13 protein-coding genes and 1 pseudogene are annotated in these 14,482 nt (G+C 34.0%); all 14 read right to left on the bottom strand.

Annotated elements, in window-relative coordinates; translation table 11 throughout:
- Positions 1 to 21 precede the first annotated feature (21 nt).
- The 14 genes and pseudogenes from TMATH_RS03740 to TMATH_RS03685 all read right to left on the bottom strand — a co-directional run bounded on the left by TMATH_RS03740 (position 22) and on the right by TMATH_RS03685 (position 14,390).
- Positions 22 to 1,362 (bottom strand): TIGR02710 family CRISPR-associated CARF protein, encoded by a 1,341-nt coding sequence (locus TMATH_RS03740; RefSeq protein WP_232192618.1) that lies wholly within the window; start codon positions 1,360 to 1,362, stop codon positions 22 to 24.
- The gene (locus TMATH_RS12160; RefSeq protein WP_232192617.1) at positions 1,331 to 1,486 is read right to left on the bottom strand and encodes a hypothetical protein; all 156 of its coding nucleotides are present in this window, start codon (positions 1,484 to 1,486) and stop codon (positions 1,331 to 1,333) included. Before TMATH_RS12160 ends, TMATH_RS03740 begins: the two co-directional genes overlap by 32 nt.
- Positions 1,487 to 1,567: 81 nt before the next feature.
- Entirely contained in the window at positions 1,568 to 1,969 is a 402-nt protein-coding gene (locus TMATH_RS03735) for an HI0074 family nucleotidyltransferase substrate-binding subunit (protein WP_013150027.1), read from the bottom strand.
- Positions 1,953 to 3,284, bottom strand: coding sequence for a type III-B CRISPR module RAMP protein Cmr1 (gene cmr1 / locus TMATH_RS03730; RefSeq protein WP_013150026.1), 1,332 nt, complete (start codon positions 3,282 to 3,284; stop codon positions 1,953 to 1,955). The genes TMATH_RS03735 and cmr1 overlap by 17 nt, the downstream gene beginning before the upstream one ends.
- Positions 3,285 to 3,304: 20 nt before the next feature.
- Positions 3,305 to 3,604, bottom strand: a pseudogene (mntA, locus tag TMATH_RS03725) (type VII toxin-antitoxin system MntA family adenylyltransferase antitoxin); the annotation flags it as partial.
- A gap of 23 nt (positions 3,605 to 3,627) precedes the next feature.
- Positions 3,628 to 4,950 (bottom strand): TIGR02679 family protein, encoded by a 1,323-nt coding sequence (locus TMATH_RS03720; RefSeq protein WP_013150025.1) that lies wholly within the window; start codon positions 4,948 to 4,950, stop codon positions 3,628 to 3,630.
- Entirely contained in the window at positions 4,943 to 9,109 is a 4,167-nt protein-coding gene (locus TMATH_RS03715; protein ID WP_013150024.1) for a TIGR02680 family protein, read from the bottom strand. The genes TMATH_RS03720 and TMATH_RS03715 overlap by 8 nt, the downstream gene beginning before the upstream one ends.
- Positions 9,102 to 10,253: a TIGR02678 family protein gene (locus TMATH_RS03710; RefSeq protein WP_013150023.1), complete on the bottom strand. Its 1,152-nt coding sequence runs from the start codon at positions 10,251 to 10,253 to the stop codon at positions 9,102 to 9,104. The genes TMATH_RS03715 and TMATH_RS03710 overlap by 8 nt, the downstream gene beginning before the upstream one ends.
- A gap of 10 nt (positions 10,254 to 10,263) precedes the next feature.
- Positions 10,264 to 11,751, bottom strand: coding sequence for a TIGR02677 family protein (locus TMATH_RS03705; protein ID WP_013150022.1), 1,488 nt, complete (start codon positions 11,749 to 11,751; stop codon positions 10,264 to 10,266).
- Between the two features lie 169 nt (positions 11,752 to 11,920).
- Positions 11,921 to 12,271, bottom strand: a complete 351-nt coding sequence (locus tag TMATH_RS03700; RefSeq protein WP_013150021.1) for a phenylpyruvate tautomerase MIF-related protein — start codon at positions 12,269 to 12,271, stop codon at positions 11,921 to 11,923.
- Positions 12,272 to 12,300: 29 nt separating this feature from the next.
- Positions 12,301 to 12,396 (bottom strand): type II toxin-antitoxin system HicA family toxin, encoded by a 96-nt coding sequence (locus TMATH_RS11570; protein ID WP_256201285.1) that lies wholly within the window; start codon positions 12,394 to 12,396, stop codon positions 12,301 to 12,303.
- 24 nt (positions 12,397 to 12,420) lie between these two features.
- Positions 12,421 to 12,627, bottom strand: coding sequence for a type II toxin-antitoxin system HicB family antitoxin (locus TMATH_RS03695; protein ID WP_006570141.1), 207 nt, complete (start codon positions 12,625 to 12,627; stop codon positions 12,421 to 12,423).
- Between the two features lie 63 nt (positions 12,628 to 12,690).
- Positions 12,691 to 13,068, bottom strand: a complete 378-nt coding sequence (locus tag TMATH_RS03690) for a nucleotidyltransferase family protein (protein WP_012994785.1) — start codon at positions 13,066 to 13,068, stop codon at positions 12,691 to 12,693.
- Between the two features lie 59 nt (positions 13,069 to 13,127).
- Positions 13,128 to 14,390, bottom strand: a complete 1,263-nt coding sequence (locus TMATH_RS03685; protein ID WP_013150020.1) for an Nramp family divalent metal transporter — start codon at positions 14,388 to 14,390, stop codon at positions 13,128 to 13,130.
- Positions 14,391 to 14,482: the final 92 nt, after the last annotated feature.

Genomic DNA, 14,482 nt, shown 5'->3' with positions numbered 1-14,482 from the left:
ACCCTTTCCTTTAAATTTGATTCATTCTAATAGAACAAATTTGTAGTCCTTACATACCTTTTCAAATTCTATTCTCTCTATTTCACAAAAACGAATAAGAATCTTTTTTACTGTTTCATGAAAATCATTAAAGTTCTTGTCCGATAAAATTCCAAAACCATGTGCAAATATAGATTTATTTCTCACCTGAACTTTACTATATATAAGCCCAAGGTTTATATTTTTCATTAACTCATCTTCAATAGATTTCATTAAAACATAGGCATCAAATAAGGCTATATTATTACGAGGCAGTTCCACATATTCTCTAAAATTTCTAAAAGGTTTAATATTTTCATTCATTTTTTCTAATAATTCATTTCCACCAACGGGCAATTTTGAATAATCTGGAAGAGAAACAGAAAAACCATAACTTGCAAGTCTGACCTGTGCGATTAGCTCTAAAATGCGATACAATAGTAGAATTGCCACATCATATTTTCCTTCATAACTTCGCCTTAAAGCATTAGTATAAATTGAAAAAAGAAGAGGTATATATACATGCTTATTTGTAACGTACTCCCATTCCTTATTTTTATCTTTTAAGTCAATCTCCTTTAGTGGTTTAATGAGTTCATGCTGCTTGTACAATATTTCTTCATATTTATAGCCAATTATATCTTTATCAATTGGTTTCCAACTTTTTAAAATTTTAAAGAGTTTTTCAAATCCCTCAATGGCTTCATTAAAAGAAAGGTTATCCCAACAAGAATAGATTTGTGATAACATTTTGTAGAAAGTATAATCTCTATAAGCAACCCTTTCTTCTAACTCAGAAAAAATTTTATACGCTGAAGCAAAATCGCCTTTATTAAAAAGTGCTATAGCTTTGTCCTTTTCCAAGTCCCCAAAAACTTCATAAGGGTCTTCTACGACCTTTAACTTTTCTGTACCTGGCCATGGCTTTCGCATTTTATTATTGTATTCACTAGCAACATAAATCAAATCGATTTTCAAATAGGCTCCTGCCATTGCCATCCCCGCAGACATAGCTTTAGTACCACCTGTAAAATCAATGGCAGTTTTATCGGGTTTATTCCATTTTTCTACATAAATTTTCTTTAAAACTCGGTAGATATCTACCGGATTGTCTTTTTCAATCTCTTCGGCAACGTATTGGGAAGGAAGCAATCCCGCCCATTGGATTACTTTGTCAAGATTCTCTCTTGAGTCTTTTGTGTATAAAAACAAGACTTGCTTGGGCTTAATAAAAGAAATTGTAAGCACGAGAGGTTCAAAAGAAAATCCTAATGACAAAATCAAATTTTCATATTTTTCTTTAAAGGAAACATCAGTTTCTAAATGAAACTTTTTTACTACCAAAGGAAATATTTCCTGGTAATAATAATCTTCTGCTTCTTTTGCTGGTTTCGTTTCCCAAATTTCTACTTTTTTCTTTTATTTTCTTTTCGATTTCACTATTTGACAATATCCCTTCGCTTTCCATCTCCCTCTCTCCTTTTGCAAGAACAAAACAATTTTGCTATTATATTCATAATTATGCCATTTTATTCTACAAAAATCACCTTTAGAATTCATCATTTTCAATTTTTTGTTGTATCGATTTGTAAAATTCCCCCAATTCAGCGACGTGTTCATCTTTTATTCGCTGAAAAATATCCCTTGACTGCTCATGAGTATAAATGTGAACAAGTAAATTTCTATCCTCAATCATTTTTAGCCAAACTTCCTCATTTTCAATAAGATCGTTAATAAAAGCCTGTTTAAAGGCCTCACGAGGGCCTTTTACGATTATTCCTAAATCTGCAAGATACTCTTTCATCAACTTCCAAGCCAACTCATAGCAAAGCTCAAATCTTTTAATAGTTCCATCTATATCCAAGTCATCCTTTGCTACTTCCGTCGCTTTTTTAAGATTTTCAAAAGCTTTTGCAAAATCGTTAAAAAATTTCTCAACCCTTTCTCTCATAAAGTAAAACTCCTTCTCTATATATCTTTTCTCTAAATTCTTTATTGACTTTTTTCAGATTGACAATGTCAAAAGGTCCAATCATATCCATGGCCTCCACACTTTTGTCTGACTCAACTGCTATATCAATATCAGACTTCTTATTAAAATCTCCTCTTGCTCTTGATCCATACAAATATATCTTTTCGGGATCAATGTTTTCCTTTATCTTGTCTACTATCTCTTTCATAGAATCGGGAATAGATAATATTTTTTCTTCCCCTCTCTCCTTCAATTGAGCCCAAAACTCCTCAATAAGAGCATACTCTGGTTTTTGAGTTTTATCATTAAATTTTAACACAGCACCCTCTGGTAAAAACTGACCAGCAAGCCTTATTACACTCCAATAATACTTTCCTTCCACCTTAATAAGCTTTATTATAATGGGAGAAGTTCTTCTTTGGAATTTTTCTTTTGACTTCTTCTCAATTTTTACACCAATAACTGTTCCACCACTGCGATGCCTTACAGGAAGACCAAAAACAGCGCTTTCAAATACTTGTCCCTCAGTCCTTACCCTGAAATTTTTAAATATAGTCCCAATATCATTAAGTGCATCTTTCCATGAAGTAAAGCCAATGTTACTTATTATAAGCCGCGAGATACTTAGATTGCTATACTTTGAAGCAAAATAGGTCTTGTCTGAACCATTGATAATCTTTTTCGCTATCTCAAAATTTTTTACCAACCATTCTGCCACTTCATCAGAATTTTTCCCTTTAGGAATAAAATCAATAGAAACGTGCTCGTCCACCTCTGTTACTATGATATTGCCTCCTCCTCTTCTATTTCGTATTCCAAAACCTCCGAAATATATGGCAAACCATAGTGAAGCCAAAGCATGATTTAAATACTTTTCTTCAAAGGTACTAATCTCAATATAAAAAGTAGAGCCTTCTTTTATGTATCCTCTCTCCCTATTTGGCAATATAGTAGAATATAAAAGATATTTTATACCTGCTTCTTTCACTCGTAAAGCCTTTTCCCAAAAAATTTTGTCACAGAAAACTTTTACTGTTACCTTGCTCTTTCCCTCTCCTTCTCCTGTCCCACCAAAAATTCCATTTTCTTCTTTTTTAAGTTTAGCAATATCATCCTCTGCTTTTACCGCTCTCCACCAAAAGCGCATCATCCCTTTAAACTCAGAAGGCCTTAATTCTGGTGTCCTTCCATCTGCCCCCGCCATAAACACAGGCGTTATTACTTCACATTTTAATCTTGCCTTATACACCTCTATCCCCTTCTTTCTTACACTTCTAACTAGAAATGACCTCATAAATATCTCCCGTTTGTACCTTAAATTCTATTATCACATACAACACTTTTTACCCATTCTTTAATAACATCCATCTGCACTTTTCTAAAATATTCCATGTCCATATATTCTCTTAGAGTTTTAACCTCAAATTCCACCTTTACATCTTCATTTTCTTCAAAAATAAGTTTGCCGTGCTTTATTACTTGATGCTTAAGCACTGGATTTGCAGAATTTAATACTACCAAATCTATATCATTTCTTTTAAATATTGAAACCAAATCGCCAATTAAAGCAAGTTTGTCCATAGGATCATATCCATTCCCTAAAAGTACCGCAACTCTGAACCACTACAGACACCTCTTTAAGAAGGCATACTTATTACCTTAATTTTACCACCCCCCTTACCTTCTTCAATCAATTTTATATCATTTATAATATCATCTATTATAAGCTCTTGATACCCTGCTTTTTTTATTATTTTCATCTCATTTGCCACATCAAAAAGTAAAGGTGATTCAATTTTATTTAGCTTACTAAGCCTTACATCATTTATGACCTCATTTGAAAGAGATTTTAAATAATCTTCTACATCGTACCTTAAAAAATGAAACTTGTCTTTATACCTTTTGTATAATCTATCTGCTATCATAAGCCCCTCTGGGTCAAAATCTCCCGAGTAATATATCTCTGTCCCTTCTTTATAAAGCATATCTAAAAGCAGGAGAGAAGAAAGTTTTGGCTGGCCATATGTGCATACAACAGGAAATACTTTGCTTGTGGCATCTATTAAAGATGTAAAAACTGAAGGATTCTCTACAACATACACTTTCTTAGAAGGGCTTACGATTCTCTCAATTTTGCTCAAATTTAAAAGAGGAACTTGCAAGACTTGATTGCTTTCATAAGCAGCCTTAAATACTTGATTTTCCGTATCGCCCTCATATGCCAAAAGTCCTGAGAGTGTGACATAATTGGATATTTCATCTATCAAAATACCAACGTTGTAATAAAGTTCTGATATTTCTTCACTTCCTTTCACTTCATTAAGCCCCATTAAAGTGCATAAAGCGTTTATAAACATACTTCCCGCTTCTGTATTTGAATCAAAATAGTGAGGATTACGTGCAATCTGGGAAGAAAACACCGGCAGTCTTTTCTTTTCCCCTTTGTAAACAGGCAAATTGTTTATGGCATCGCATACGTACATTATATCTTTTTTTAATCCGTCCTTATCATTTAAATACCTCTGATTTACTGCCCTTACCCCTACAGCGGTTCCTTCATACAAACTTTTTAGCCAATCAATGCACTTACATTCCTTGTATTTAGAGAAGAGCTCTTTAAAGAACTCTTCTCTTTCTTTTGCCAATATTTCCATATCCTCTTTTTTGCTGGTGAGTTTTTCGCCAAAATAGTATTCCAGTATGTCTTTTAGCGTATACTCCTCAAATCGCGTATTTTTTAGCGACTCTTCAAACTTTGCTACATCAATGGATGCAGATTTTTTTGTCCTATAGTCTTTTTTAAAATGGTTTGTAAGTACTTCTTTTTCATCTTCCGTAAGATTATCAAGCTTTACAACGCCTCCAAGCCGTCCTAAACTTCTGTACTTTTCCCGTATACCTTCAAAAATCCTCTTGTATCCCTTTTTTTCTTTAAAATATTTAAGTTCTTCTTTATTCATTTATAGCACCCACCTCAAGAGCAGCAACCTCCTCTTTTTCAGGAAGTATAAGGTGCTTTACTTTTCCATCCCACAAATACTTCATGACCAATACAGCCTTTGCATTTTTTGGCCTTACAAGTTCATAAATTGAAAGCTTGGGAACAGTATCATAATCTCCCCACAAAACCTGCGAATTCATTATATAATTAAACCTCAGATCTTCAATCAGTTTAAACATATCCCTTATGTTTGTGTCATCAACTCCTGCAAATGCTTCATCTAGAGATATTATGCGAGGTGCAGTCGGCGATGCTCCCTCATATCTTGAATAAACCGCGGAAAACAAAGGTATATACATGGCCATCGCTTTTTCTCCGCCGCTCAACTTATTAAAAGCATTATCAGTAAGCTCCTTGCGGCTTTCCCCTTCTTTTCTGTAGTAAAGCTTAAATTCAAACCAATCTCTGTAATCTAATATTTCTTTCATAATCTTGTGAAAAGTTTCTGTATTGTTTTTTTCCTCCATTGCCCTCCTGGCTCTTTCTACTTTTGACCTAAAATGATTTACAACTTTATCGAAGACTTCCTTTTTCAGCATATCAGCATCAGATTTTAAAATATCCACAAGCTCTTTTGTGTCAAGTTCTTCTTCATTAGAAGCAGGAATGCTTCTCCACTCAATAGAGAATTTAAGTCCGCTGGAAGTATCCCTTTCAGACATGAGTTTATTCATTTTCTTTACCCATTCTTCTGCTTTAAAAATCTTTGCTCTTATCTTAATTCCCACATTGTGCATTATAATCTCTTCAAAAAGAATCTTATCAGTCTCTCTTAAAAGGCTTTCATTCGCCATTATATCTTCTTCAATATTAGAATAAAGCGTATATAAAGACACAATTTTACCATTTATATTTGCCGTAATATTGAGCCTTCTCTGCTTATTCTTTGCCTCTTTTATTCTTTCATTGTCTCCCTCACAAGCTTCGTCAAAGATATTGCCAATTGAAAGCCCATATTCTAGAAGTTCGTTGCGAGTTTCAAAATACACATTTTGAAGTCTCTCTGTAAACTTTTCTCTGTCAAAGCCCGCTTTGTCAAAAAAGCCTTTGTATTCAGAAAGAATGCTTTTGCTTAATTTTAACATATCCTCCATTTCAACGTCTTGCTTGACAAAGCCAAGTGCTAATTCCTTTTTTAAACCCTCTTCAACAATATTGTAAATTTTCTCTTTAAGATTAATCTCTTCTTCAATGTTTAAAAGGTCTTTTAAGCTTCTCTGTAGCCTCTCCTCAAGTTTTGCTTTTTCGGCTGATTTATTTGTAATCTCTTTAGGTATCTCCTCCAGCCTTTTTAGGCAAATCTCCAGTTCTTTTTCAATTTCTTCAAGTCCAAGTTCTTTTAATGTCTCTTTTAGCATCTCAATTTTCTTAACAGAACTCTGTATTTTGTTTTCCAGTACGTCTATTTCGTACTTTAAGTTATCAATATCGTATTCTAAATCTTGTTTTTGCTGCAATAACATTTCTTCGTTTGAAATTTGCAAAACATATTTATTGTATAGTATTTCTACTTCATTAAGCCCTGAAGCGTATTCTTCCGCATATTCATAGGCAGAAGAATAGGTATCAATATCTGGATGTATGTTTATGCCAGATGTCAATTCTCTTACAACAGCTTTCTTTTTCTGAAGGTCCTCAAAACAGTTTTTAACTGTGAAAAGCTGTTCATCGAGTTTATGAGAGGTGTATTCGTAATCAGCCTTTGCCGTTTTTAAATATCTATATGCTTCTTCAATATCTTCTTTCCCGGGAAATGCCGAATATTCGTAATCCAGCCTCTGTATCCTTAATTTTTTTGCATTTATTTCCTCATCGATTGCAGATATTTCAGCTTTTATAGCCTGTATTTCTTCTTGTATAGATTTAATAAGCTCTTCTCTGTAGCGCTTTCTAGACTCACTCCCGATGTACTTTGATTTAACTTTATCCCGTGCTTTCCCTTTTATTACTCCTATTCCATATGCGCCATTTGAATCGATATAGGTTGTCCCGCCTTCTTCTGATACAAATATATTGCTTAAAGCATTTGAAATATCTTCTGGTGAAACTCCTTCTTCATTGTCAACTACTCTAAAATATTGAGATACATTTAGCATCATATTAAAGCTTCCAGGCATAACATATTTATCCGCCATATTGCTGTCCATTTGAAGAGCTTTTTCAAAATATTCTTTTGGCACGATAAGAGCATCCAAAAGCCCCATGTCTTCTATCGCAGCTTCTATATTGCCTCTTGTCTCTTCATCCACATCCTCTTTAAAATCAATCGCCATGTAAAGAGGAATGTAAGGAATTCCAGCTTCTTTAAGCCTTTTTCTGTTGTTTATGACTTGTTCATCTCTTTCAGGCTCAGGGTCTTTTTTGTTTTTCCATTCCTCCAATAACTTTTCTTTCTCATGAAGCTGATCTTCTTTTACCTCTCTTTGATTTTCTAATCTTAAAATTTCTTGCTGAATTCCATTTAGTATTTCCTCATAGGGTTTTCTCACAAAAGCCAAAATATCGTCAAATCCTTTATCCTCTCCATACGCCAGTATGACACGGCTTAAGCCTTCCAATTGGCTACTTAAAAGCTTAAGCTCTGCATTGCCCTGTGACCAACTATAAACTCTTTCAACATATTCTCTTTTTTGTTCGTCAAAAAGCCTTTCTGCCTCATTAAGCTTTTTAGCCCTTTCTTCTCTTTCTTTTTTAAGCCTTTCCTGCTCTTTAAGTGCGGCATCATACCTTTTATTTGCTTCTATTTCTTCTCTCAATGCACTCATTGCACGCTTTATTTTATCTTTATGCTTTTTTAATTCATTTTTCCAATAAGTAAAATCAAATTCTTTTCCATACACTTTTTTAAGTTCACTTACAGAAAACTCATGTTCCATGAAATCTATATCCTGTGCAATTGAAGATATATCCTCTAATTTATCCTGTAGTTCTTTCTCCAGTTTGTATTTTTGTACCTCAATGTTTTTTATCTTTCTTTCTAAACCATAATATTTATCTTGTTTATTACGGAGTTCTTCTTCTTTTTTAGACTTATCCTCCAAATACTGCTTATATCGATCCTCTTCTTCTAATAATTCTTTTTGGGTTCTTTTAGCATCACCACTTGAAAGCTGTTCTTCCTTTTTCTTTAAAGCTTCTCTTTCACTTTCAAGAGAAATGATGTCATTTCCTAAGTTTGCTATTGTACTTCTGTAATTTTCAATATCTTTAGTTAAATTATCGTATTCTTTTTTTGATGCGTATAAATCGCTGTATGCCTTTACTAAATCCCCAGCCTTTTCATAAAGAATGTATTTGTTGTAGTTGTCGTACTCGTTTTTAAGCTTTTTTACTGCAGCCATATTCCTGTAAAGAACATCAAGGTGCATCTTAATCTGGTCCATGTTTTCTATGGTTTCTGAGAGAGGCCTCAAATCATCATCTGTGAGTGAAGGCAGTGAAGCCTTCATAATTTCATATATCACAGTAGGCCTGAAGTCTTTGGAAAGCTTTGGACTTCTAAGCTGTATCAGCAGTTTTATGAGCTCGTCGTATTCCTCGATAGAACTAAAGCCAAAAATGTATTTATTGACCATTTCCATGTACTCTTTTTGGCTTTCAACTACTTCTCCGCCTTCACCTATTCTATTTTTAAGTTCTTTTTTGGTAAGTGGGACTTTTACTCTTTTGCCGTCATCGCCTATTTCCATTTTGTATAAAAAGAAGTCGATACCTATACGCCTGCCGTCAAGTATTACAAAGCCCCAAAAGTCCATATTTTGATGCCTTTTCGCCTTTAGTCCAATGCCTATTGTAATGTAACTGTCTTTTTTTTCTTTTTTAAATTCCATGAAAAGATAGCCAGTTCTTTCATCAAGCCCACTTACCTCTTCTTCCCCAAGAAGATAGTCCTCAAGCTTCCTCGCCTTTGAGCCAAAGGGATCAAGTCTTTCAGGACTTTTGTTGCCATCTAATACTAAAGGTATGAAACTCTGCATTGTCACTGACTTTCCAGAACCATTAGCACCTCTTAAAAGAAGCCTTCCGTCTGCAAACTCAAATATTTCATCATCATAATACCAAAAATTAAGAAGCCCAATCCTGTTAATCATCCATCTTTCGGCTAATTTTTCACTCATCTACATCTTCTCCTTTTTCAAAATCTGGAGGATATTCCCCAATTAACTTTGCCGCCATAGGCAATATTTTAATAGAATGCAATTCCTCAACTCTTTTTATCATCTTAAAGCTTTCCATGTTTTCAATGACCTCTTCTATAAGCTGCTTTTCACTCATCTCTCTGTAAGACTTATACCAACCATCACTAAATCTTTCTTTTACTTTCAAAATAATATTTATAAATTCTGCTTCAGTTATATCTATAGTATCATCAGGATTATAGGCGAGTTTTCCCTCTTCAATCATTTCCCTTATAATTTTACTTACCTGCAGCATTATATCAGATATGTTTTTGTTTTTGTCGGGAAAATAGGACTTTAAATATTTGTTGTCATTAAAGAGGACAAAAGCAGAAGTTTTGTGGAGGTGAAGTTTTGCATCAAGATACTCCTCTAAATCTTTCGCTATGGTGTTTCTGTAATTTTTTATATACATAAAGTCTTGGTCATCAGGTCCTTCACTATACACAGCAGGTGAAAGAATAAGTTTTCGGTACACCCTGTGTCTTCTCTGTATAACCGCATCTTTGGAGTTTGAAAGATTTAAATCCTCCTGCAAAAAATCCTCAATCTTCATGTCTTCAGTAATTTCTCTGTTAAAAGACCTCAAAAAATACCTTGAAATACCTGTGTTTTCGTAAAGAACCTCCGTATCTTCACTTTCTGAAAACCTCTCGTGGTCACCATCATCTATTTTAATTATGCCAATATCTACAGCAAAATTGAGCACCCGCACAAGTGACTTTCTGTGCTGAAAAAGCGTCCAATCTACTTTATCAGGTCCATCATACTGCGCCTCTATGTATTCCGTTATATTAGACAGCACAAACTGGTCTTCAGGTCCTTTATCCTCCAAAAAAGCTAAGAGCAAACACAAAAATGCATAATCCATAGGCATTTGAAATGCATCTATCCCCATCCACTCTTCAACATCTGACGGCACTTTTTCTAACTTAATAATATATGGGTTTATAATCAATCTATATCCTAACTTCTCTTCAACAAAAGGTTTTATTTTATTCTCAGCATCTCTTATTTTGTTGAAATTTTCCCTATCATCTCTCAATATCCAAAAATTTTCAAGAAGCATCTGAAGTTCTTCCATATTTTCACCTTCAATCCACAAATTCAATTACAATATCAGGCATATCAAGATTACCATCCGTGCATTTTAGTATTGCTCTCTCTCCATTCTTTGGTATATGAAGCCTGTATGTTCTTCCATCTTCTGTTTTTCCTGTAAAGCCATTTCTTGCCATCGCTTTTCCTATCCATTTAAGTATCGTTGCCCTCACAAAAGGTTTTACAACAGGTAAATCCTTTATCCTTATTCTATTGCCAACAATGCAACTTGCTATTATTTCATCTTCTATATTTTTCTGATTGAGATACTCCATCAGCATCTCCGTCTTGTCAGCACTTCTATCAATAATCGCATTTGTCTTAACATAATTACCGTAGCTCCTTGTTTTTGGCTTTATAATCACTTTAAAGGGCGGTTCTTCCCATACACTCTGGTTTACACTTTCTGTCTTTCTTTCAAAATCACCCTTTATGTGCCTTGTGTAAAAGCAACCGAAAACCGCCGCAGACAAAAGGTGTGCTTCTTTAATACTACCTGCTTTTGCAAACATTTTAGAAAGAGCAATATATTCATTCTTTCTGCTGGCAGCTTTCATTCTGTTTTCTGCTATTCTCGCCGCATACATTGTTATTTTTCTGATTATTTCGTTTGATATATTAAGAAGCCTTACTGCCTCGCTGTCTTCAAAATTATGACCTGTAAACCAAAAAGATATGTTATTCCACTTATCCATCAAATCTTCTTTTACTTCCTCTTCATTTAAAACCATGTCAATTCTTGGGATACTCATTTCATATTGGCATAACTTATCTACAACGGAATTGACAACCTCCGGACTCACCTTTTTCAAAAAGCTCTCTATGGCAACAGAAAATCTCTGAAGGTCTTTTATAAAATCTCTTAAATATTCTATAAGTTTGTCTTTGTAAATTATAAACTGCTCTGACTTCATAAGTTCATCAGCGTTAGAGCTTTGAAGACTTGCAATGTAATCTGTCGCATTGTGATATATATTTTCAAAGTCGGTATTGAGGTCTTCCCACCATCTGTTTATTTCCTGTAAATCCTCTTTTTTCGCCATTTCATTTATCTTTATTAAATTGCGGTAAATCCTTTCAAATAAAGACGGCTGTAGTGACCCACCATAACCGACGATGCTTTCCAGCCTTATAGTCATTCTCTCTATCTCAATAGAATATGGACTTAATTGATACCTGAATTTTTTGTTTTTAAATTCGTCAATCGTAGAAGCTTTACTGGTATCTTGTGTCGCAATAAGGTTTTTCCATTCAGTAAGTGCTTTTAAATCCTGCTCACATTTTTCCATTGTATAGTCGGAAAACACATCAAATTGACTTACATACTCATATACATCCTCTTTGTACAGCCAATATTTAAATTTCTGGTACTGCTCATAAAAATACCTCATGATGAGGCGATATCGCGAAGCATTTTCCGCAGACAAATACTTTACCTCTTCAATCGGTTTTATCACATTCAAATCAAGTTTATCTTCCATAACACTTCACCTTGCATCTATATTTCATATATATTGTAAACTTAATACTCCATCATTTCAATTTATTTTTTGACTCTTTAAAACAAAAATCCTTATCACTTCCCAAATTTATGGAAATAATAAGGATTCAAAAAATCTTCACATCATTTTCACTTTTAAGATTCCATTCTTAAAAAGTAACTCCATTATAACCCCAATTCTGTCCTTCTACCTCTTGGATAACTATATAAATGTTGTCTTTTCTATAACCCAAAACCTTATTTAGAACATCACAAATCCTTTTTGATATTTCTTCCTTTTGTCCCCTTTGAAGTTTGCCAACAAGCTTTATCTCTACAATGCCACCCTCTTCAAGAGGTTGTCCATGGAAAAATATATCCTCTTCTTCAGTAAATCTTACCATAAGCCAATTTTCACTTTTCCCTGCAACTTCATACATCACATCGGCAAATTCTTTCTTTAAAACTTCCTTATTTTCTGGCACAATCTTTTCTTTTGTAATTAAATTTACAATTGGCATAAATCTCACTCCTTTCCAATAATAAACCATCATAAATGTTTTTTAAATTCCTCTAATGATATTCCTGCCTGTTCGAGAATACTTTTTAACGTTCCTTTGGCTATCTCATAATGGAACGGTACAATAACTAACTGGATATTTCGATCCCATTATATTGCTACCTCCACTGTTGTTATAAATAGCGGCTTCTCTTCCAGGTCAAGCTCTCCATTTTCATAATACAACTCTAATGCTTCTTTTAGATTATCTAAGGCCTCCTCTATAGTTTTCCCCTGAGATGCCACACTGTTTTCAATACACTTTGCTACATACCAATTTTCTTCTTTTTGAATAACTACAGTAAACTTAACTTTCATACTATCACCCCACCAAAATTATTATTTTAACACAATTAGTATTATTTACCTTACCCACATCCACTACCCTATTTCCCTCCCCTCTTTCTCTATTTCCTTTAACAAAGCCCCCGTAACATCCCGTTGTGTAACTATACTCACTTTATAAGGCCTTGCAATCCTCTCTATCTCAACAAACATTGTCCAGTAGTTAAACTTATCATCATCCCAATCATCTACAAAAATATCAATATCCGAAAATTCCCAAAAATCAAATCCCCTTGCCAGTGATCCATACAAGACAACTTTACTCACATTATATTTTTCTTTTAAAAATTTAGCAATCTTATGCGCTTTATCTAATGCATCCTTTTTTCGTATTTCTAGCATTTCTTTCTCTTTTTCACTCTTTAACCGCCAATTTTCACGTATTTTCTTTTTCTCTTCATCAGTAATACTCATCTTCCTCACCCCACAAAATTCTTTACATATATTCTACCATTTTATAGCATTTATATCAATCATCCAACAAAACTCATAAGAAGCATCACATTTAAAACCGTCACTATTATTCCTATAGTCCACAACAATACCTTATAAAGCAATGTATTTGCAAACTTTCCCATTATCTTCTTTGAAGAAGTCAAATAAATGAGCAAAAAAATTGTAATGGGAAGCTGTACACTTAAAAACATCTGCGAATAAACCAGTCCTTGAAAGGGGCTTTTTACAAAGAATATTATTAGCACTGCAAAAATATATGTAATTCCTACACCAACTTTTGTATGTGCATCGTGTATATCATAAGGTTCTCCATATATCCCCGCAAAAATACTTCCTCCTGCCATACCAGCTGTTATAGATGAAGAAATTCCTGCAAAAAGAAGAGCCAAAGCAAAAACCACTGCTGATGCATTTCCCAAAAGAGGTTTTAACATCTGCTGTGCCTGATTAAGCTCCGTTACAGTTACATTATTGGTAAAAAAAGCCGATGCTGCAACAATAATCATAGCACTGTTTATTCCCCACCCTATTATCATAGAAAAGATAGTATCAAAATACTCATAATTAAGCTGTTTTACAATAACTTTTTCATCTTCTAAATTCCACTGCCTGCTTTGTATTATCTCCGAGTGCAAAAACAAATTGTGGGGCATAACAACAGCACCAAGTACACTCATAATTATAGGCATAGAACCTCCTGGAAATTCTGGTTTCACCCAGCTTGAAGCTACCTCTGCCCATTTCACATCAACTAGCGAAAGCTCAAATATAAAAGAAATGCCAATAAGAGATACAAAACCTATAATCCATTTTTCTAACTTTTTGTAGGAATTTGTATAAAGCATCCATGATACAAATAAAGCAGTAATCAAACTCCCTATTTTTATAGGAATATTAAAAAGCATTTGAAGAGCTATAGAAGCTCCTAAAATTTCCGCCATCGCTGTCAAAATAGCTGCAAAGACAGCTGAGACAAGAACTAACCTCGAAGTAAAAGGCTTTAAATATTTAGTTGCAGCTTCAGACATGCAGTATCCAGTAGCAATTCCCAGATGCGCAGCATTGTGCTGAAGTATAATAAGCATAATGGTCGATAAAGTTACCATCCATAAGAGCTTGTAACCATAGGATGACCCTGCAGCAACATTAGAAGCCCAATTTCCCGGGTCAATAAAACCAACAGTAACCAGTAATCCGGGTCCTATGTATTTAATAAAATCTAAAGCCATAAGTTTAGGGCGATGATTACCTTTAAATAAATTTTTGACTTTTGTAATCATTTGTTCACCTCATCTTAAAATTTTAATCTGCACCTTTTACAACTGCAAGAGGCACAAATTGAGTAACAGGTACAGTAATTTCTCTATGTGAT

The sequence above is a fragment of the Thermoanaerobacter mathranii subsp. mathranii str. A3 genome, assembly GCF_000092965.1.
Classification (GTDB): domain Bacteria; phylum Bacillota; class Thermoanaerobacteria; order Thermoanaerobacterales; family Thermoanaerobacteraceae; genus Thermoanaerobacter; species Thermoanaerobacter thermocopriae.
The sequence above is the reverse complement of the archived record's forward strand: the minus strand, read 5'-3'. Positions and strand labels throughout refer to the sequence as shown.